This is a genomic window from Pararhizobium sp. LjRoot255 (assembly GCF_964252905.1).
GTDB lineage: Bacteria > Pseudomonadota > Alphaproteobacteria > Rhizobiales > Rhizobiaceae > Pararhizobium.
Window position 1 is genome coordinate 19,735 of the sequence record NZ_CAXUPQ020000005.1, and the last position, 21,617, is coordinate 41,351.

The following is a 21,617-nucleotide window of genomic DNA, read 5'->3' on the forward strand; positions in this document are numbered from 1 at the left end:
GGAGTATCGACGGGCCTTTATTGGGGTACGCCTAGCGACGAGAGGTGGTTGCCCAAACGAATAGACCGCCGAGAAACGCCGACAACAGCACCATGACATTGCCCAACAAAGCGGCATAGCCGAGGTTGTGGAACTTGAAGCCCTGTTGGTATGTATAAACGGGTAGAATATTCGTATCGTTGCCCGGTCCTCCACCTGTCATCAGATATATCAAGGTAAAATTGCCGAACGTCATCAACATCATCAGCAGAGCGCACGTTACTATCGTTGGCTTCAGCATTGGCAGCGTTATCCGCATCAACGACTGAACCGAGGTGGCACCTTCCAACTGGGCGGCCTCCATTAGATCGCCTGGTATGTTGCGAAGGGCTGCCGAGAACATTGTCATTGCGAGGCCGGCCAATGACCAAGCATTTGCGGTCGAGACGACCAGCATGGCGTGCTGGTACAGAAGATCAAGGCGCTGATTGCCTGCCAGGAGAGCGATAAGTCCAGATTGCGTACTCGTCGCCATCCATAGAAAAGCTATTGTTGTTGGGGGCAGTGTCCAGGCCAGGATAGCGGTAGCGCTGGTGATCCATCTTATCGGCGCCACACAGTTCTGCAGCGCCAGAGCCAAGATAAGCCCAAGCAAGGTCGTTGCGATTGCACCCGATCCGACAACGAAAATGACCGTAAGCCACAGGGATTTATAAAAGATCGCGTCGTTTAGAAGAAACGCGACATTGCTCAACCCGGTAAATCTGTAGTTGATGGCGTGGATGCCGATCAATTGTAGATTGGTGAACCCAAGATAGATTGCGTATAGTACCGGCCCCAGAAACAGCGTACCAAGAAGCAACGCAGCCGGAGCAAGCAAAACAAAGCTGATTGGATTCACTCGAGGCTCATCCAGGCGCACGCGTGCGCGAGCCTGGTTACCCGTATTGCTTCCACCCTGGGGGCCGGTTGTGGCGACCGGCCCCTGGTTGGCGCTCATTGAGTGCTTCGAATTCAAGGCAAGGTCTCCAAGTTGTCCTCGCCCACCTGGGTTGCCATGTTCGATCGGAGGATCTCGACACCTTCGTCAATCGTAGTCTCTGGCTTCAGCACCATTGCCTGAGTAGCTTGCTGGAACGCATTGCCCCAGATCGGAAACTCGGCCTGCGAAGGCATGCTTCTCGAGGTTGAACCCAACTCGGCAAATGCTTCTTGGAAAGGCGGACGGCTGAGGGAAACATAATTTGGATCGGCCTTCAAGGAAGCCGTGGACGGAGCAACCGCTACCCAGGCTGCAATATTCAGCATATTTTGCTTTTGCTGCATGATATCGATTGCAGACCAGGCGAGATCAGGATTCGACGGGTCTTTGGACATGGACAGGACAACGCCGTTAAAGCTCGCTCCCGTTCCCGGTGTCTGGCCTTCAGACGTCGGCACCTTGGCGAAACCGATCGTTTCTTCCTTATCATCCCAGCAGGGGGCGCATATATCCTTGCCCCAGAAGACCGGGATCCAATTTCCTGCAAACGTGATACCGAATTTATGATCGTGCAGAGCCTGCGCGGGATGAGTTGCGCCGTTGGGATCCATGATCTGCGAGGTGGGCGCGAGAAGACCTTCCGCTGCCGCAGTCTTGTAGAAGTTGAGAACTTCCCTGATGCCCTTGCTGTCAACCACCCATTTCTTGGTAGCTGTGTCATAGATCGTCGGCGTGCTGGATGCGGACAGTAATAAGCCCGGTCCCGCCACCACGCCGAAGGTGCCCTGCGACGTGCCTGTTATGATGTAGAGCGGCGAAGCGTCGGGGGACGTCTTCTTGATCGCCCGCGCGGCGTCAAGGATTTCATTCCAGCTTTTCGGCTCCCAATCCTTCGGCATCCCGGCCTTTTCGGTCAGAGTACGGTCAAAAAGGATGCCGTAGGTATTGATCCCTTGGGCTGCTGAATAAACATGGCCATCGTATTTTCCTGACTCCTTTACGGCTTCCGGAGTGTCCTGCCACCAAGGTGCGTTCGCAATCTTCTCGTCGAGCGGCGAGAGAAGTTCGCTGGCAGCGAATTGTCCGACGTTGATATCGAAATACTGGACCACATCCGGCTTGGTGTCCGGCGAGTTGTAAAGGAGGCTTAGTTTGGTGATGAAGTCGTCATAGGTGCCGGGGACGGGGATGAGTTCCATCGTGTCCCCGGGATGCTTCGCCTCAAATTGAGCCTTGACGTCGGCGAACCATTTTTGAGCGAGCTTGGGATCAGCGAAGGTCCAGTTCAGACTGAAGGCTACCTTCACATTTGCAGCCTGGGCGACGTCCACATATGCGGTTGAAAAAACCGTTGTGGCCATTAGGGTGGCGGCCAAAGAATAGTTGCGGAATGCCCGATTGAAGGCTTTCGCGATTGTCAAGCGGTTTGAGCGAAGCCGCGATGAACTCCTGTCGTGATTGGCTTGCGCGCAATCGTCAGATTCATGATTCGGCGTCGCGTAGGAAGTGTATCCAACTCGGTATGTCAACATAAACTCTTTCTCCCAGTTTAGAATGCGTTTCCGGTTAGTGATAGTTGGTCAAAGTGACCTTCAGGCTCGCCCCAGTCCCTGCATCAAAAAAATGCAGGTCTGCTGGATCAAAGACCAAATCGACCGTGTCTCCGCGCCTTACAGGAGCAAAGCTTGGAAATTTGGAGTTCACTTCCGTTCCCTCGACATCAACCAGGACGAAGGTGTCAGATCCCGTCGTCTCAAGTGATGTCACAGTGCCCGTGATTTTTTGGGTGCATCTTGAAGGGGCATCCTTCACCCATTGGATCTCGTCTGGCCGAATGCCCAATTCGACCTTGTCCGAAAAACGATCCATGGCAAAGTGTCGTCCCTCCATGGAGAAGGCCGTGCCAAAGCAGCGAACCGTCACCGTACCGCCATCAAGGCTAACCGTGGCAGGTAGGATGTTCATTCGGGGGGAACCGATGAACATGCCGACAACTTTGTTGGCTGGTGCTTGATACAGTTCCGCCGGCGTTGCAACCTGAAGAATGCGGCCATGATCAAACACCGCAATCCTATGCCCCATTGTCATCGCTTCAACTTGGTCATGCGTGACATAAACCGCGGTGACACCCAACTGGCGCTGCAACTCGGCAATCTCGGTGCGCATGTGGGTTCGTAAGCTGGCATCCAGATTTGATAGAGGTTCATCGAGAAGGAAAATGCGCGGGCGACGGATCATCGAGCGCGCGAGAGCCACTCGCTGGCGCTGCCCGCCCGAAAGCTCGCTTGGAAAGCGGTTCAACAGCGCCTGAAGCCCGACAAGGTTCGCGACCCTGTCGATACCAGCGGAAATGTCAGATTTTTTTTCATGTCGGATTTCGGGGCCAAATGCTAGATTCTGACGAACAGTCATGTGCGGGTAGAGCGCATAGCTTTGGAAAACCATCGAGATGTTACGGCGCCCGGGCTGCGTTAGCGTGACATCTTCATTCCCGAGCAGGATTTTGCCGTATGTCGGGGTTTCCAGGCCCGCAAGCATTCGAAGGGTGGTCGTCTTTCCGCATCCGGAGGGCCCGACGAACACCATGAACTCACCATCTTTGATTTCAAGATTGAGGTCTTCGATGGCCGTGTGCGTACCAAATTGCTTCCAGACATTTGCAAAAGTGACGGAAGTCATAAGCTCTCCTTCAGAGGGCGTCTTGCTGGTGAAACTGAATGAGCCGACAGGCAATTGCCTTCGGAGCGCTCGCGGATACGTACCGTGCTAAATCGCTATAAGGCGCAGAAACTTCTCTAGCCCTCGATCCCCTTCTTATTGACTGTAGTGAACATCATGATCCAGATACATGTCAATAGGATCATGTGATCCACGCTGTTTTTTTGTCATTCCATCTGCGCGCGGTCACCTCCACGTCGGGAGGTGCCAGCGTGACGCGTGCGAGCGAGACGCCACTTAGAGGAGGGGGCCATGGCATACTCATCCACGGCTGGAGCGAGGCCAATCATGGCAACGACGTCGAAGGCTTTGCCCCTTCGTGATGCCGTTCCAAAAGAGACGGGACTTCGCGACGTCACCGGTCGCTTCCCACATGCCTTCGGCGACAACGGGAGAGAAAAATGATCTGGATCACATGATCCTATTGACATATCTCTGGATCATAGTGTTCACTGACGTCAAGAACTGGGTGTGGAGCGAAGCGGAAATTGGGTTTCAGCGCAGGCGCGGTATCGTCAGCGGCTTGGCAATTCATGAGATGTGTATCCACTATTTTCCGGGCGGACCTGGCATATGCAAAGAATGGTGAAGATTGGTGGACCACTGCTGTCAGCGGCCTGTGGCCAGGTGCCATAGAGACAAGAACCGACCAGACCCGCCTGCCTACACTGAGATGCGCGCAAGGGCGTCGCCAAGACGGGCGCTGGAAACAGGCCTTTTTGCCGGCAAGCCCAAGTAAGCCATCGGGCGCTAGCTACGAGACGGACAATCGAGAGGGAAAGACGGATGAGTGAGCCAAAATTTCGGGTAATGCATACAATGGTGCGGGTGAAAGACCTCGACAGGTCGATCGATTTCTACACGCGGCTCCTGGGAATGAAGTTGCTGCGCAAGTTGGACTACCCCGAAGGCAAGTTCACGCTCGCCTTCGTGGGCTACGGCCCGGAAGAATCCAATGCGGTCATCGAGCTGACCCACAACTGGGATCAAGAAACCGACTATGATCTCGGCACCGGCTACGGGCACATCGCACTCGGCGTCAGGAATATCTACAACATCTGCGATGAGTTGGCGGCGAACGGAGCTCGGATACCCCGACCCGCAGGACCCATGAAGCACGGTACGACCGCGATTGCCTTTGTCGAGGATCCCGATGGGTACAAGATCGAGCTGATCGACCTCGACACAATGAGCTGAGGGTCGTCAAGAAGCCCTGCGACTTTCCGACGATCGTGATGCGAACCTTGGACATCGATTGCGACACGCAACCGATTGCGTCCACCGATTTCATGTCAAATGTGGAGAACTGATAAGATGACTATGGCAAACGAGGCGGGGATTATCCTGGTCGCGCCCCACCGCTTCCCGAACGTAAACAGGGAACGTGCATTAGCTGAACGCTTCGGCCGAGAGATCGTGGTTGCTGAGGATCAGGCGTCATTCCGCAGTCGCATGGCTGAGGCGGAGGTCGTAATGGTCACGCCCTACGCCAAGATGACGGCGGAGGAGTTCGGGATGTTGCGGCGCTGCAAGGCAGTCGTGCGCTATGGCGTCGGCTACGACAACATTGATGTGGCGGCGGCCAACAGAGTGGGCGTGCCCGTGACTATTGTTCCCGATACGGCTTCCGAGGAAGTCGCATCACATGCATTGGCGATGGGGCTAAACCTGGCTCGTCGCATTCCGCAGGGGCAAGCAGCCATCCGCGCGGGCGAGTGGGCGGGAGTGATTGGTCTGGATACGCCCAAACTATCGAACCTGCAGGTTGGCGTAGTTGGAATGGGTCGCATCGGACGACTGGTCGCGAAATGGTGGACCGCTATTGGCGCGAAGGTCCATGCTTTTGACCCGATCTCAACTTTTTCAGACGTCCCCGCGGCAACCCTGAAGCTGGTGTTGGAGGAGTCGGATGTTGTCTCGCTTCATTTGCCTCTCACTGAGGAAACCCGCCACATCATCTCGGCCGAGGCACTTGAGCGCATGCGGCGCAATGCGGTGATTGTAAACGTTTCGCGCGGTGGGCTAATCGATGAGGAAGCGCTTGCCGCTGCTCTTCGCGCAGGAAGCATAGCAGGCGCAGGGCTCGATACATTCGCGCAGGAACCCTTGCCCGCTGGCCATCCGCTCCGCGAAGCACCAAATACGGTGTTCACGCCTCATGTTGCCTGGCGCTCCAACACTTCATTGGATGCATTGCAAGAACAAGCAGTCGAAAGGGCGCGTCGCGCACTGCAGGGAGAGGCCCTTCCGGATCTCGTAACCCGGTGATGTGCTCGCCGCTCATGAATAGTTGATCCGCAGATTCACCTTGATCGAGAAGACAGCCTTGGCTCAAGCGCCAACGCTTTGCGGGCAATAGACCAAAAGTGCGGCCGCCACTGGTGGGTGGCGCCTCAATGCGGGCAAACTGTTTGAAGGGTGCATGCTACGGCTTGCGATTGTCGCAAGCGTGTAAGTGGAAACAAGGCGCAAGGTCTGCCTTCGACAAACGGAACATTGAGCGATGCAATGTATCGACAGCGTGCTTTTGGATCTGCCTGAGGGGGTGGTGACGAAAGATCAGGATATCATATCTTCCTACGTCACAGATTTTCGTCGCCAGTACGTCGGAGCGACTGCCGCCCTGTTGCGTCCACGCAATACGGCTGAAGTTCAGGCGATTATCCGTGCATGCGCAAAGCACAAGGTTGGTCTCGTTCCCCAGGGCGGCAACACGAGCTATTGCACGGCGGCAACGCCAAGCGCCGACGGGCAGGAATTGCTCGTTAGCCTGGAGAGAATGAACAGGCTCCGCGAGCTTGACGCTGAAAATCTCTCCGTCACCGCAGAAGCAGGCATGATACTCAGCGATTTGCAAAGGGCCGCTGCTGATGTGGGCCTGATGCTACCGCTCGCACTCGGCTCACAACAATCTTGTCGCATTGGCGGCAACCTCTCGACCAATGCCGGCGGAATCAATGTCGTCCGATACGGCATGACGCGCGATCTAGTGCTCGGACTTGAAGCCGTATTACCGGATGGCTCGCTGTTTAGCGAATTGAACCCGCTTAGGAAAAACAATTCAGGCTATGACGTGAAGCAGCTTTTCATTGGGGCGGAAGGAACCCTGGGCGTTGTCACCGGCGTTTCCCTTAAGCTGGTGAGGAGACCGCGCCAGACGATTACAGCGTTTCTGGCGGTACGCGACATCGTTTCGCTTGCTACCATCCTAGATGCCGCCCAAACACAAAGTGGAGAGGCGATTACGTCATTCGAATACATTTCGGGAGTGTCTTTGAATCTGCTCCTCGGTGCAAAGGGCCATCTTCGGCATCCCCTTGAGCAGGAAAGCGAACACTATGTTATTCTGGAGGCCGCGACCGCCTCTCCCGTACTAAACCTCGAAGAATGTATGAGCGCGCTTCTTGCCGAGCTCTACGAATCTGCGTTGATCAGCGATGGCACAATAGCCGCAAGCGAGCAGCAACGGGCAGACCTGTGGCATTTGCGCGAAAACATACCCGAGGCTGAAGTGCACCATGGCGGATCGGTCAAGCATGATATTGCGGTGCGAACCTCCCGCCTTGCTGCTTTTATCGAATCGGCGTGTCAACTTGTTCGCAAGTATCGGAGTGATGCCATTCTTTCGGTCTACGGCCATGTCGGCGATGGCAACGTCCACTTTAACATTGTCCCCCCTGACGGGACGGACAAGGCAATTTTCAAACGCAGTGTGGAGCAGGACATTTCCCCCGAAATCTACAGGCTGGCGTTCGAAATGGGGGGGACATTCAGCGCTGAATATGGGATAGGGCGCGTCAAGCTTGACTTGCTTCAGCGCTATGGCGCGAAAGGGAAAGTCGACTTGATGAAGCGGATAAAGACGGCGATCGATCCGCACGGGTTGCTCAACCCCGGCAAGGTCGTTCCTTGATAGTCGTGCGCGGGGAGAAACTTGAGGCACGTAAATGACCCCCATCATTGTCTCGGCCCTGCCATCCGTCACAAGGGCTTGCTCCTTCGGGCTGCCGCTTCTTCCCGCCCGTCAGCATACTGAACGGAAACCGGAAACAAGCATCAGCTCCTATTTGTTGTCGATAACCGACCTCAGCAGGCATAACTGCGCGACGTAGAGCCTTGCGCGAGAGAAGTGGCATCAAGACCGCAGCTAGGATGAGTAGGATTGCCGCCATCAAGACCTGACCGGCGTCGCTTTCACTTTCCAGCCGTCGCTCAACAGAGATACCATTTTCGGTTTCGCCCGCCCCGGCTCTATCCTCCCACCGCCGGGGGGGGCGGCAAGAGCCACCTCAACCCACAAGACGGACATATGCCCAAGTCACCGAGATACATGAAAAAAAGCGCCTAAACTCTGTGCGAATGGCAGATCGGCTCGTGACAAAAATCTCGGCCGTTACCTTGCCGAGTAAGCGAGAGCTCATGAATCGTCACCAGCCCGTGATTTTCACGTTGATATCATGCATCGCGTAAATCGCTCTGCTGAGAAGCTCCTTTGATTGCAACCAGGAAGTAGGCCAGGTTTGCCTCGCCTACGCCCAACGGGGCACCCACGATTTCTGCCGCTTCGACCTAGACAGATTCCGACCCATCCGGCACGTCCAGGTAAACCGCTCCCCTTGACTGCACCCGCTCTATCGTCTCCATTATCTCGTCGTAATCCGGCGTTTCGTACAAGGCTTCCTGCCCTGGATAGCGCAATTTTCGGCATACCGCCTCGTCCAAGAAATAGGCGCCCGCGATCAGGAACGAAATCACATAGAAGCCATCGGTGCCCAGAGCGCGGATTGCGTCCATGGGATCATTTGGACGGGTCTCAGGCAGGCGCGAAATTGCCTCAAAGAATGACGGCGCCATATCGTCACGCTCCTTTAAAGCACGGGGTAAGAGACGTTCCAGCATGCCGGCTTCCGTGGCAGAGGGCATGTCGAATTTCGCGTCTGACGGGATTAGGGTATCGGCGACCCATGCGATCCTGGTTTGAAAGTCCTCGATGTTGTAGGTCATGGCTTAGAGTCCAACCTTTCGCGCTTCGGCAGCCCGGCTGACCGGCTGTGAGCGCCTGTTTTCAATGATGGATTCGGAGTTTCGCAGTGCCAGCGCGGTAACGGTGCCAGTTGGATTAACTGCACCCGAGGTGGGCATTACGCTCCCGTCCATGATGAAGACGTTTGGCACGTCGTGCGAGCGGCCAAACGAGTCAACGACTGAGGTGCGCGGATCGTTGCCCATACGGACTGTTCCGAGTATGTGCCAGCCGGTTTCTCGCATTAATGGTGTTCCCGAGACTTCATATGCACCCGCTTCCTTCATGGACTCCGCGGCGCGCAACAGGTTAAAGTCCAACAGATCCATTGTGTTTTGCGATGCCTTGTACGTCACTTTCACGGCAGGCATGCCTTGACCATCGGTCACATCGGGATCGAGAGCTACCATGTTCTCCTCACTCGGTAGATCCTCGGCCATAATCCCCCAATAGGCTGAACGACCGAACCGTTTCTGCACCGTTGCATGAAAATTCTCGCCCCAGACGTCGCCGTTGTTGCCCCATGGCCAACTGCCAACCGATGCCAGAGGGCCGCCCATTCCCATGAGTTGCCATTTTGCTCCTCGGTAGAAATTCGTATCTTTGCGGGTCTCTGCAAATTCGAGGGAGTAGGCGCGCTGGCCGTAGGGTCCTTGCCAATTTTCGAAGAAGTCGTCGAACAGGCCGCTCACGGTCCCGTAAGGGTGCATCATTAACCGCTTGCCGACCAGGCCCGAGGAATTCGCCAATCCGTTGGGATGGTCATTCGAAGTTGAATTAAGGAGCAGCCGGGGTGTGCCGACACCGTTGGCTGAAACAATCACGATGCGCCCCGGCTGAAAATGCGTAGCCCCTGTCTCGCGATCCACATAGGTTACGCCCGTTGCAAGACCATCAGATCCAGTCTCAACGCGCAATACACGTGCATTTTGAACGAGTTTAACCCCGAGCCTAACACATGTGGGCCAGTGCGTTCTGTCGACTGACGCCTTGGCGCCGTCGAAGCAACCCCAGGCACACGCCCCGCGACGCACGCAAGGCAATAGCCCGTTGTGTTTCACTGTCGCTATTGAATTGCTGCCGGGCCACCAGTGCCATCCAAGCCGGTCATGTGCCTCGGCAAGTTTCTTTTCCATCTTTCCTAAAGGAAAGGGTGGAAGCGGTATATCAAATCCCGGAGGGTACGCTGGATCACCCCCGACACCAGAAACGGCAAAATCGTTCTCAACACGCGCATAAAATGGTTCAAGATCGGCGTAACTCAGGGGCCAGTCGTCCGCGATGCCATCCACCGTGCGCACTCGGAAATCACTCGGTTTCAACCGATGCCAAGCAGCCGTATAGATGATCGAGCTCCCGCCTACGCCATTCCACATTAACGGCTCGATGTCTGAATCTGTGACGTTAATGGGATAATCGGACGGTGACTTCCGCCTATTCGGATTTGAAGAAAAATGCTGGGCTTTCGTCAGTTCGAACTCTAGACCGGAGTGGCGAAGCTTCGTGTAGTCAGGGTAGCTGCCCTGTTCCAGACAGATGACAGACATTCCCTCTTCTGCAAGGCGTTTTGCTGCCACTGCCCCGGACGGCCCGGCGCCAACAATCACAACGTCATAAACAGTCGTTTGGCTTTCATTGGTCATCTAACTGACTCCTTAAATTTTACGCAGTGCCTGTGCGGCGGCGGGATTTCCTGCCGAGTGTCGTCTCTTCGCAGTTGCCGCGGATTGGTCCGATTTGGACACCAGGCAAATCTGCACATCCCAGAGCGATGGCATCAACAAGTCCTCGGAATTCTCCTCGCGACCTACTTTTACGCCCTGGGGTCAGCTGCGCTTCAAATCTTGTTGCTTCTCGGACGACTGGGACCAGTGATAACGGCGTTTCTTGTAGCTCCGGGCGGTATTTGTCCGTTAAGAGCGAAGACCTCCACTTTTGTCGCCGCTCATAATAGGTTCATCTCCCTGGGCACGCATGGGATCCTATTTTCACGGCCGAATCCAAGTCCTCCGCAAATATCTCCACGCGAGCCTGATCCACCACAGTCAACATCATGATCCTGATGCGTGTCAAGTGGATCAAGTGATCCGAGTGAAATTTTGTCCGCCCCGCACCGGCTTGATTACCTGGTCGGAGAAAGGTCCCAGTGCCCCACGAGGCAAAATCTTCAAGAACAACTCGTGGGTTGCCCACCCACATGGCTCACCGTTCCGTGCGGAGCGCTTGCAGTGTGGGTCTGCTGGGGCGGGGATGGACGGTGATCGCTCAGCAATGAGAGCCTGCCTGCGAAAAGGCGCAACGTATCGGGCGAAACGGTAGCTAGATCTGGCCTGTTTCGGCGTGGCACATCGGATTATCGAACTCGCTCATTCAGTCTCTCGTGTGACGATGTTGAACTCCGAGCATGATAGCGCGCAGCAACGTCGGTTCAGATCGTGCGCTCGAACCAACTTGGCCACGCCACGTCAGACAGCGAAAATCAGCAGTCAATCGTCGGCAGATTTGCGTTCATCTTACACAATGATCCTCAGATATGCCCGGCCGCAATGGCTTAGGCGGCCAGCAACCACTTCGGCGACTCCAGTGTTTTGGATGCCTCCAGAGCTGCCGCGTAGCAAAAAGCGCTGGATCACATGATCCTGTTGACATCTTGCTGGATCATGGTGTTTATTGCACTCACTCAAGACTGGATGGAGAATGAAATGAAACTCAGCTTAGGGCACAACAGCGGTGGAACAGGTTCCGTTATCGGCAAGCGCTCCGAAGCCGCGTTCTCGCGAGAGCGGAAAGTGGTTCCAGGGGGCTCGATGCGCGCGGCGTCGTGGTTTCAGCCGCATCCGCCCTATGCAGCGCGTGGTGAAGGTTGCTGGGTCATCGACATTGATGAACGGCGGCTTCTTGATTGCGCGAACAACTTCTTCTCGCTCATTCATGGCCATGCATTTGGCCCTGTTCTGGACGCGGTGAGCGACGCAATGACCAGGGGAACAGCGTTCGGTATGCCGACCGAGGGCGAAATCCTTCTGGCCGAAGCGCTGGCTGCCAGAAACCCGCGGATGGAGCAGACCCGTTTCTGCAACTCGGGAACCGAGGCGGTGCTGGCCGCAATCAAAGGTGCGCGCGGTCTGACCGGCCGGCACCGAATTGCCAAGTTCGAGGGCTGCTATCACGGAGCCTATGATTGGGTGGAGGTGAGCCTTGATCCGACGCCCTCCAATTGGGACGACGAGAATGGCAATCCCGCATCTGTCCGCTGCAATGCGGGTACGCCGGACTCGGTATTGCAAGAGGTGGTGGTGCTTCCCTACGATGATCCACAGCGTTGCGCCGATATCCTGCGCCGTGAAGGAGCTTCGCTGGCGGCTGTTATCGTTGATCCGAATGCCTCGCGGGCCGGCACGGTGCCAATGTCAAGGGAAACGGCTGCGATCATACAAGAGGCCTGCCGCCGCGATGGCATCATTCTCATTGCCGACGAAGTGATCAGCTTCCGTCTGTCCTATGAAGGGGCTTCTCCTCTTTTCGGTCTCGAGCCGGACCTGATCACGACAGCCAAGATCATTGGCGGCGGACTGCCGATTGGCGCGGTATCCGGGCGCGCCGATTGCATGTCGGTCTTCGACCACTCTGCCGGCAAGCCAAAAGTATCTATGGGAGGTACGTTCAGTGCCAACCCTCTTAGCATGGCTGCGGGCTTGACCTCTCTGGAGCATTACTCGCGGCCGGTGGTAGACCGGCTCAACAAACTCGGACACACCCTGCGCGAGAAAATCAGCAAAGGGCTTGCGGAAGCTGGCGTGGCGGCGACGGTAACCGGAATGGGATCGCTGTTCCGGCTTCATATCGGAGCGGGCAAAGTCACTGGTTATCGGAGCGCATTTCCGACTGCAGAGGCCGCAAAGCTCATCCGTCGGATTCAATTGGCCATGTTGGACGAAAACGTGCTCCTGACGCCCAATTGCTCGGGGTCGCTTTCCAGTCCGATGACCGAAGTCGAAGTGTTTTCGATAGCAGACAAACTGGTGCGCGTCGTCGAAAGGGAGTTCGGCGCTCATCAAGGCTCGGCAGCTTGAGGCCGGAGAGTTCAGTTGAACCTCTGACAGAAGATAGAAGGATATGGTGAGCAACGATGAGTGGACAGCCGATGTTAATTGCACCCTACCGCGTCGGAGTTGATATCGGTGGTACCTTTACCGACCTGGTGATGGTTGACTCCAGAGGAGCCGTGCGCGCGTTCAAAGCTCCTTCAGTGCCTTCCGATCCAACCGAAGGCGTACTTTCGGCGATCCGACTGGCGGCCGGTGCCTTGGCAATCGACATAGAAGCCTTACTTTCCAATACTGAGCTGTTTGTCCATGGCTCGACCATTGCTACAAACACGCTGCTTGAAAAGAAGGGCGCAAAGGTTGGACTCCTAGTCACGGACGGGTTCCGGGACTCGCTGGAGATCAGGCGCTCCATGCGTGAGTACGTGTGGGACCATCGAAAGCCGTTTCCGGAAGTCCTGGTTCCCCGCTATCTGCGCCTCCCTATCGTCGAACGCCTGGAGCAGGATGGCACGGTGAGGATACCTTTCGATCCCGCTTCCGTCGCGGCCGCAGCGCGCGTCTTCGAGGAGGAGGGTGTTGAGGCCGTTGCGATCTGCTTCCTGCATTCCTACGCGAATCCGGCTCACGAACGGGCGGCCAAGGCAGAGCTGAAGAAGCTTCTTCCAAATGTCTGGGTCACCGCTTCGTCGGAAATCGCCCCAACGATCGGTGAATATGAACGCACGTCGACGACCGTCGTCAACGCATATGTTGCGCGCCGTGTTGTCCCTTATCTTGAAAGCCTCTCAAAACGGCTCGCCTCGCTCGGCTTGCAGCGCAAGCTGTTGATGATCCAGTCGAACGGCGGAGCGATTTCCATCGATGAGATCGGTCACGCGCCCGCCAGTCTGGTTCTATCGGGCCCGGCTGCCGGCGTCGGTTCCTTGAAGTTCTTCGGCCAGGACACCGGGTCCGAGCAACTGATGTCGATCGAGGTCGGTGGAACGAGCTGCGACGTTACACTGATGGAGCACGGTATGGTTTCAATGACCGACCAGATCGTGGTCGACGGTTACCATTTGAACATTCCGTCTGTCGATATTCACACCGTAGGTGCAGGCGGAGGTACGATCGCATCCGTGGACGGTGCCGGCCTTCTGAAGGCTGGGCCGGAGGGTGCGGGCTCCACGCCCGGACCGGCAAGCTATGGCCGCGGCGGCACACGGCCGACTGTTACCGACGCGCAGCTCGTGCTCGGCCGGCTCAAGCCGGGTCCATATGCCGGCGGAGTGATCACCTTGAGCCTCGAAAAGGCGGTCGAGGCAATTGAGACGCATGTCGCCAAACCTCTTGGTCTCAGCGTCACGGATGCGGCGGCTGGCATCATTCAGCTCGTCGAACAAAATATTCTTCACGCAGTGGAGCAAGCCTCGCTTGAGAAAGGTTACAATCCGCGGGCGTTTACGCTCGTAGCCTGCGGTGGAGCGGGTCCCTTGCACGGCCCTTCGACGGCAAGGTTGCTCGGCTGCTCAAGCCTTTATATTCCGCGGCTTGCGGGCGTATTCTGCGCATTTGGGATGTGCAATTCCGACCTTCGCCATGACTATGTGCGAAGCTGGCTCAAAGAGCTGGACAATGCGGAGACCTCGGGACCGAGTCAGCTCGAAGCCGCTTATGTCGAGATGCAGGCGGAAGCGAGTGATGTTCTGGCGCGCGAAGGATTCACGGGGGACAAGGCGCTTCTAAAGCGTGCCTACGACCTTCGTTATTTCGGCCAGCAATGGACCATCCCCGTGGAATGTTCCTCGACGGATGCCGCGACGATACGGGCAGCGTTTGAACAGGTCTATCAACGGCTTTTCGGTTACGTGCAGCCCGCTGGTGCAATTGAAATAGTCAATCTGCGATTAGCGGCGATTGGCAAGCTGGATGCATTGGAAGTTGCCACGGCTTCCGCTGCAGTTTCCGATCCAGTGGCGATTGCACGCCGGCCGGTATGGATCAACAAGGAGATGGGCTTTGTTGAAACGCCCGTTTACGATGGTAGGGTTCTAACCCCCCGCCAGCGGTTGACTGGGCCTGCCATCATCGAGGAAGCCACTACCACACTCATTCTTGGTGCCGGCGACGAGCTCACAATGACTGATGCCGGCAACTATCATGTCGACATCCTGCAGGGCGAGGCAGCATGAACAAGCGAAGCATCCTTTGGCACTATTTGAAAACCGCCGCATCGTTGGCGCGACGGCAGTCAAATTCCCCACAAGGCCGGTTGTTTATTGCAAGAATTGATGAGGTCAAACTATGAGCACTGTTTTGTCTCCCGAAAACGATCCGGTTCTTATTGCAATTCTGCAGCGACAGCTGGATCATATCAGTCTGCAGATGGGAACCATCATGACTCGGACGGCGCGCAGTCCGATCTTCAGCCAGAGTCATGATTTTTCCTGCTTCTTGAGCAATGCCGATGGTGAGACGATCGCACAGGCGGATGGTCTGCCGATCCACTCCGGCAGTGGCGGATTTGCCGTGCGTGCGGTCCTTAGGGATTTCGCCGGGCGCATTGAGCCGGAAGACGTCTTTATTCTGAGCGATCCCTATGCGGCCGGCGGCAATCACCTGCCTGACTGGACCCTTATTCGCCCGGTTTTCGTGGACGGCGAGCTGGTCGGCTTCTGCAGCAACCGTGCGCATCAGTCCGATATCGGTGGAGGCGCAGCCGGTACCTACAATGCGAAGGCTACCGAGATTTTCCACGAGGGAATTCGCCTGCCTGTTCTCAAGCTGATCGAAAAAGGCCAGCTGCGCGACGACCTGTGGCGCATGCTGCTCCTGAACTCGCGCTGCCCGGACCTGCTGGAAGGCGATCTTGGTGCGATGATCGGCTCGACACGGATCGGCGGCCAGCGGTTGGCTGACGTCATCGCCCAACTGGGTGTCAAGAAGGGCCGCGCTTACCTCGACGCTCTTCTCGACTACGGCGAGCGGCGGATGCGCCAAGCCATCTCCGAACTTCCGAACGGCGTATGGCATGCCTCGGACTTCAGCGATACCGACTGCTTTGATCTTGTCGACATCGAAACGCGCATAAAGATGACCATCGACGAAGACAAGATCACCTTTGATTTTACCGGTACGTCGCCGCAAATCAAAGGCTTTAAGAACAGCGGGATAGCCAACACGCATTCGGCCGTCTATTGCGCTCTTTCCGCTTTTCTGGACCCCGCAATTCCGCACAACGAAGGCACCTACCGTTGTGTCAAGATCATAGCGCCCGAAGGAACTGTCGTGAACGCCTTGGCGCCGGCGCCGATGACGATGAATACGGTATTCCCGGCGATCGACATCATGAATGCGTGCTGGGGTGCACTGGCCCAAGCCGACCCCGAACGCGCCTGCGCAGGTTGGGGCAAATCGGTATTTGGCATTTCGTCAGGCACGAAACCTGACGGGGGTGTCTTTGTTCTCTACCATTGGCACGGCAGCTCTGGTGGCGGCGCAGTGAAAGGGCGAGATGGCTTTGCCACATCCAGTCACCAGATGACGCTCGGCGGCATGTTCATTCCGAACGTGGAAACCTATGAGCAATCCTATCCGATCCGCGTGCACCGCTACCAGATGCGCTGCGATACCGGGGGGGCGGGCCAGTACCGGGGTGGAACCGGCGTCGACTATGTGGTCGATGTTTTGGTTGGTGGCGAGCATCTGCTGCGAGGTGAGGGCGCCCGCAAAAAAAGCGGTGCAGGCGTCAATGGCGGACATTGGGGTGAGAAGGGATCGATCAAGGCTTTCGATCTGGCTACCGGTGAAGAGCTTTACTGCCCGCCTTATGGCGTCGAAGAGGTCAAGCCATTTCACCTGGTGATTGAGGCTACGGCTGGCGGTGGCTGGGGGCATCCTCACCAGCGCGACCCCGCGTCCGTCCTGCGCGATGTCCGCGACGGTGTCGTATCTCGAGAGGCAGCACTCGCGACTTATGGGGTCGCGATCTCGGCCGATGGAAAATCCATTCTCTCGACCGAGGCAAGACAAAAGGCGGCGTGAGTTTCACCTTACGGTTCAAATCGATGAAATTCCCGTATAACGATTGAGGGAGCTAACATGAGTAAGAAACGTGCGAAGGACATTCTTCGTGAATATCACGAAGCTTGGTCGAGCGGCGACGTTGAAAAGGGCTGCAGCTACTATGCAGACAATCTCGTCGTGCACATGGGGGGCACGCACCCCGTCCTTTCCGGCGATTTCCACGGCGCCAACGGCTTCGTCGAAGGCTGGGTAAACAAGGTCGCAGCCTACACCGACAAGTGGATCGTCGGCGGTGAGGCGGGACATGACGAGCTCATCGCAGAGTCGGATGAGGCGATCCTGATCATGGTCCATGAGATTTGGACGCGTGGTGACAAGCAGGTTCGTACTGACCGCCTCGCAGCTTATCGTTTCGAAAACGAGCAGATCGTGGAGTGCTGGTTCTGCGACATGCGTCAGGCCGAAGTTGATGCGTTCTTCGCTGGTGTCCGATAAGCGCCGAAAAAGACTGCTCAGCGCCCGCACGCATCAGTGTGCGGGCCGTTTGCGGTATATATTCAAATTAGGATAGTGTGATGCCCGATTTTATTGTGGTAGGTGGGGGATCCGCGGGATGCGCTATTGCGGGCCGGCTGAGCGAGGATCCGGATGTATCGGTCACGCTGTTTGAGGCCGGACCCAGGGACAGCAGCCTCTGGATCCGCTTTCCGGTAACATTCTACAAATCCTTCAAAAGCTCTTTGCTTCACTGGTACAAGGTCGAAAAGCTAAAGCATCAATACGATACCGAGCCACAAGTCGGACAAGCGCGCGTTTTAGGCGGTGGCAGCTCGCTCAACGCCATGATTTATATGAGGGGCGCGCCATCGGACTACGACCGTTGGGTCGATCATGGAGCAGAAGGTTGGGGCTACAAGGATGTACTCCCCTACTTCCGCAAGGCAGAAAACAACGAAGTGTATTCGAACGACGTTCATGGCCAGGACGGGCCATTAAGCGTGTCGAACCAGCAGTATACGTTGCCGCTGACCAAAGCCTGGGTAAAGGCCTGCCAAGAGGCGGGAATACCCTACAATCCGGATTTCAATTCTGGTGAGCTGAAAGGAGCGGGGCTTTACCAGCTGACCACGAAGAATGGTCGGCGGTGCAGTTCGGCCGACGCTTATCTTCGCCCGGCCCGAAAGCGCCGGAACCTGAGCATTGTAACCGACAAGCAGGTCACGAAGATTCTGCTTGAGGGCGGTCGCGCCGTCGGCGTTGAGTACGTGGAGAATGGCCGCGTTGAAACGATGCGGGCGGAACGCGAAGTCGTTATATCCTCCGGAGCGGTGGGATCTCCGCGTCTCCTTTTGCTTTCAGGGATAGGGCCTGCCGCCGAGCTTCAGCGCGCAGGCGTTCAGGTGATTCACGACCTTCCTGGCGTTGGGCAGAACCTGCAAGACCATACCGATTGCTTCCTGATCTATAACCTGAAGTCGAACACGAGCTACGACAAGTACAAAAAGCTGCGGTGGCAGCTGGCCGCAGCGGCTCAGTATGCGCTTTTTGGAACCGGGCCAATTACGTCAAATATCTGCGAGGGCGGAGCCTTCTGGTGGGGCGATCAAACAGATCCCACACCGGATCTCCAATATCACTTCCTGGCCGGCGCCGGCATTGAGGAAGGTGTGGAAACGACGGCCAGCGGCAGCGGATGCACCCTTAACGTGTATGCCTGCCGGCCAAAATCGCGCGGCCGTATTGCTCTTCGCTCGTCGGATCCGAGTGTTCCGCCGATTGTAGACCCTAACTATCTCAGTCATCAGTATGACGTAGATCGGCTTGTCGACGGGATCCGGCTTGGACAGGAGATCATGGAACAGCCATCGTTGAAGAAGTTCGTCAGCGAGTCACATTTGCCTGCCAAACCGTTGAAAAGCCGCGCAGAGTTCGAGGCTTTCGTCAGGAAGCACACGCAGGGAGCATATCATCTGAGCGGTGCCTGCAAGATCGGAACGGACGAGATGGCCGTCGTCGATCCCCAGTTGCGCGTCCATGGCATCGACGGTCTTCGGGTCGCCGATACCTCCGTTATGCCGTTCGTCTCATCGAGCAATCTAAATGCTCCGGCGATCATGATCGGTGAGCGTGCTGCCGACTTTATGAAAGGGAACCGGATCTAAATACCAGCTATGTGCAGCCTCCATAGGTCGACCAGTTTTCAGCAGTGGACGGATAGGTTTCAAGCTGCGGTCCTCGCCCGATGGTTGAATATTGTTAATTTCACGAAAGCACCAACATGGTGCGGGAGGACCAATGAAACTCGTTACCTATGACTCAGCTGGCTCTTGGCGAGCAGGTGTTGTGGTGGATGCGTCGATCTTCGACGTGGATACGCTGCTTAAAAGCGAACACGGTGAGAACGCGAGACCGGCCTTATCGGTCCGTGAATTGCTGCGGGAACACGGAGGAGCGCTGTCAGAGCTGTCGGTGCGGCTTACCGCGGCAGCCCGGAAGAATCCGAAAGCTGAGGTGGGGCCGTTTAACAAGGTGCGGCTTGGCCCGCCGGTTACGGATCCGTCCAAAATCCTTTGCATCGGCCTCAACTATAACGATCATGTCGCGGAGACCGGGCGCGCGTTACCGTCGCACCCCGACATTTTCGCGAAATTCGCGAGCTCTCTCATCGGTCCTTTCGACGAGATATGCTGCTCCAACATCACACCGAACCTGGATTTTGAAGGCGAGCTCGCAATCGTAATCGGAAAGGAATGCCGCTCCGTCTCTGCAGAGGACGCCCTGGATTTCGTAGCCGGTGTGACCGTCTTGAATGACATCACGGCACGTGATCTTCAGTATCGCGGAACGCAGTGGCTGGCAGGCAAGGCTGTGGATGGTTCGACGCCATGTGGTCCAGCACTTGTGACACTGGATGAAGTCGGGGACATTCAGCACCTCGATATCCAGACCCGCGTCAACGGTTCGCAGGTCCAATCCTCCAATACACATCTCATGATTTTTCCGGTTCGCCATTTGGTAAGCTATGTTTCTTATTTCCTGGCTCTTTCTCCCGGCGATATCATTACGACAGGCACCCCCCAGGGCATTGGTGCAAAGCGGCAGCCGCCGATGTGGTTGAAGCCGGGCGACACCGTAGAGGTGGAGCTTGAGAATGTGGGCATCCTGCGCAACGTTGTGCGCTGACGAACATTTGGTTGTGGCTATCTAGTGCTCGATCCGACTCAAGCGGTCGCGGCCGCAGGATCGCGAAATATAGGAATCATTCGTTAGGTCGCCGGGCTATCCCCGGCGACCGGATAGCATTCAAAGCCGCAACCAACAGTCGATCTTCCAGAGAGAGCAATGGATAAGCTAGATCTGATCGAGCGAATTAAGGTGATATGCGTCGAACTGTCGGGACAGACCGTGGATGCGGCGCACTATATCATCAACAATGCGGATGAAATTCCATTTTACTCGATGCGGGAGATCGCGCGACGCGCGAATGTTCAGCCCGTAAGCCTTGTCAGGCTGGCTCAAAAGTTGGGTTTGTCGGGTTATGGCGATCTGCGGCAACAGTTCATCGACACGACACCGGAAGGCAGTCAACGGGATCGCCAGTCCATACACCGAAACGAGTTGAGCGCGCAGACGCTCATCACCGAAATGGGCAAAAGCTCCGGACTGAAGGCTTTCGTCGATTCCTTCTTTGCGACCGAGCGGGCCGTCGTTGCCCAGGCAAGAGCGCATCTGTCAGAGGACAGACTTGAAAGTGCCATCGAACTGCTGGCCCGCGCCCCGAAAGTCTATATCGTCGGCCGGCGAACGGCGTTCACGCCTGCCTATACCCTCGCCTACACCCTGCGGAAGGCGCGTCCGAACATCGTCCTGCTGGACACTCCCGGAGGTGCGCCGGAGGGCGCTTTGGATGATATCCGGCCCGGCGATGCCTTTGTCGCGGTTACCTTCGCGCCATTCAACCGCCTGGTGCATCGATTGACTGAAAAGGCGTCGCTTTCAGGAGCGAAGATTATCGCGATCACTGACAGCTTCGCGGCGCCCATCAGCAAGTTTGCGGGGCCGCTGCATTTCGTGGCGCAGTCGTCCGGCCGGGCATTTCCCGAATCCACGCTCGGAGCAATCGCGATCGCCAACATTCTCGCCGCCTTGACCATCAGCAGGCTTGGCGAGGCGGCACAACACAGAATTCGCGACAACGAACACTTCTTGGTGGACTCCGGCGAATATCTCTTGTCCGGCGGCATCAAGAGCTTCCGCCAGGAAAATCGTAGCTGAAACACATTGCTTCGGGGGCTTGCGCCTTTGAGGCGAACCTTTGGAAGAAAGTGGTGGCTCGCCGCTCGGACCAGGCAATGAGGCGCCCGTCTCGGATTGTGGACTCGATTGGGACGCTCCTTAGCGCATGACGGCACTGGCAAGATGCGGGATAGGCTTGACCGAAATCACAAAAATACAGCTGGATCATGTGATCCACTTGACATTCTCACGGATCATCTGTTCAATCTTTGCGTAAGACAGCGGATCGAGTGCGGGAAAGCTTCGACTTCGCGCCGCTCCCGAAACAATGTTCGTTTGCAAGTAAACAATGGCTGTTTTCGCATGGTCCGTATCAAGGACAAGCGACACTTAAACGGTAAAAATGGCCATGATGGCTAACGAATCCCCGGGCGTGAGCGCGAACCGAGTGCTGATCCCTGGCGTCCGTCAAGCGGTCTGACCCGACCAACTGGCCTCGGGATTTCAAGGCTGCCGCACGAGACGGCGGTTCTGGCGTGGTAGAGAGGATGGGCGCATGAAAGTTCTGGTCACCGTCAAACGGGTCGTCGACTACAACGTGAAGATCCGGGTCAAGCCGGATGGC

The 21,617-nt window shown here is 56.5% G+C and carries 15 protein-coding genes; 10 read left to right on the forward strand and 5 right to left on the reverse strand.

The window, feature by feature from the left end:
* Window positions 1-31: 31 nt before the first annotated feature.
* The 3 genes from ACSQ2W_RS26960 to ACSQ2W_RS26970 are packed head-to-tail and all read right to left on the reverse strand — an operon-like array spanning window position 32 to window position 3,640.
* A complete protein-coding gene (locus ACSQ2W_RS26960; protein WP_436089232.1) occupies window positions 32-979 on the reverse strand; it encodes a carbohydrate ABC transporter permease in 948 nt (315 codons plus the stop codon).
* Window positions 980-993: 14 nt separating this feature from the next.
* Window positions 994-2,493 carry an ABC transporter substrate-binding protein gene (locus ACSQ2W_RS26965; RefSeq protein WP_436089233.1) on the reverse strand — a complete coding sequence of 500 codons (1,500 nt, stop codon included), beginning with the start codon at window positions 2,491-2,493 and terminating at the stop codon, window positions 994-996.
* Window positions 2,494-2,527: 34 nt separating this feature from the next.
* Complete coding sequence (locus ACSQ2W_RS26970; RefSeq protein ID WP_436089234.1) at window positions 2,528-3,640, reverse strand: ABC transporter ATP-binding protein; 1,113 nt, start codon at window positions 3,638-3,640, stop codon at window positions 2,528-2,530.
* Window positions 3,641-4,465: 825 nt separating this feature from the next.
* Here ACSQ2W_RS26970 and gloA point away from each other — a divergent pair.
* From gloA to ACSQ2W_RS26985, 3 genes are all read left to right on the forward strand, one after another.
* Window positions 4,466-4,876 (forward strand): lactoylglutathione lyase, encoded by a 411-nt coding sequence (gene gloA / locus ACSQ2W_RS26975; protein ID WP_436089235.1) that lies wholly within the window; start codon window positions 4,466-4,468, stop codon window positions 4,874-4,876.
* Window positions 4,877-4,993: 117 nt separating this feature from the next.
* The gene (locus tag ACSQ2W_RS26980; protein WP_436089236.1) at window positions 4,994-5,947 is read left to right on the forward strand and encodes a C-terminal binding protein; all 954 of its coding nucleotides are present in this window, start codon (window positions 4,994-4,996) and stop codon (window positions 5,945-5,947) included.
* Between the two features lie 235 nt (window positions 5,948-6,182).
* Complete coding sequence (locus tag ACSQ2W_RS26985; protein WP_436089237.1) at window positions 6,183-7,592, forward strand: FAD-binding oxidoreductase; 1,410 nt, start codon at window positions 6,183-6,185, stop codon at window positions 7,590-7,592.
* A 656-nt stretch (window positions 7,593-8,248) separates the two neighbouring features.
* Here ACSQ2W_RS26985 and ACSQ2W_RS26990 read toward each other — a convergent pair.
* Together ACSQ2W_RS26990 and ACSQ2W_RS26995 are read right to left on the reverse strand one after the other, a co-directional pair.
* Window positions 8,249-8,683, reverse strand: coding sequence for a hypothetical protein (locus ACSQ2W_RS26990; RefSeq protein ID WP_436089238.1), 435 nt, complete (start codon window positions 8,681-8,683; stop codon window positions 8,249-8,251).
* 3 nt (window positions 8,684-8,686) lie between these two features.
* Entirely contained in the window at window positions 8,687-10,345 is a 1,659-nt protein-coding gene (locus ACSQ2W_RS26995) for a GMC family oxidoreductase (protein ID WP_436089239.1), read from the reverse strand.
* 990 nt (window positions 10,346-11,335) lie between these two features.
* On the opposite strand from ACSQ2W_RS26995, the gene ACSQ2W_RS27000 reads away from it, so the two are divergent.
* The 7 genes from ACSQ2W_RS27000 to ACSQ2W_RS27030 all read left to right on the forward strand — a co-directional run bounded on the left by ACSQ2W_RS27000 (window position 11,336) and on the right by ACSQ2W_RS27030 (window position 21,031).
* Window positions 11,336-12,775 carry an aspartate aminotransferase family protein gene (locus ACSQ2W_RS27000; protein ID WP_436089240.1) on the forward strand — a complete coding sequence of 480 codons (1,440 nt, stop codon included), beginning with the start codon at window positions 11,336-11,338 and terminating at the stop codon, window positions 12,773-12,775.
* A gap of 71 nt (window positions 12,776-12,846) precedes the next feature.
* Entirely contained in the window at window positions 12,847-14,922 is a 2,076-nt protein-coding gene (locus ACSQ2W_RS27005) for a hydantoinase/oxoprolinase family protein (RefSeq protein WP_436089241.1), read from the forward strand.
* 112 nt (window positions 14,923-15,034) lie between these two features.
* Window positions 15,035-16,774, forward strand: a complete 1,740-nt coding sequence (locus ACSQ2W_RS27010) for a hydantoinase B/oxoprolinase family protein (RefSeq protein ID WP_436089242.1) — start codon at window positions 15,035-15,037, stop codon at window positions 16,772-16,774.
* A 57-nt stretch (window positions 16,775-16,831) separates the two neighbouring features.
* The gene (locus ACSQ2W_RS27015) at window positions 16,832-17,251 is read left to right on the forward strand and encodes a nuclear transport factor 2 family protein (protein ID WP_436089243.1); all 420 of its coding nucleotides are present in this window, start codon (window positions 16,832-16,834) and stop codon (window positions 17,249-17,251) included.
* Window positions 17,252-17,331: 80 nt separating this feature from the next.
* A complete protein-coding gene (locus ACSQ2W_RS27020; protein WP_436089244.1) occupies window positions 17,332-18,918 on the forward strand; it encodes a GMC family oxidoreductase in 1,587 nt (528 codons plus the stop codon).
* 133 nt (window positions 18,919-19,051) lie between these two features.
* Window positions 19,052-19,939 carry a fumarylacetoacetate hydrolase family protein gene (locus ACSQ2W_RS27025; RefSeq protein WP_436089245.1) on the forward strand — a complete coding sequence of 296 codons (888 nt, stop codon included), beginning with the start codon at window positions 19,052-19,054 and terminating at the stop codon, window positions 19,937-19,939.
* A gap of 159 nt (window positions 19,940-20,098) precedes the next feature.
* The gene (locus ACSQ2W_RS27030) at window positions 20,099-21,031 is read left to right on the forward strand and encodes a MurR/RpiR family transcriptional regulator (protein ID WP_436089246.1); all 933 of its coding nucleotides are present in this window, start codon (window positions 20,099-20,101) and stop codon (window positions 21,029-21,031) included.
* The last annotated feature ends 586 nt before the right edge of the window (window positions 21,032-21,617 follow it).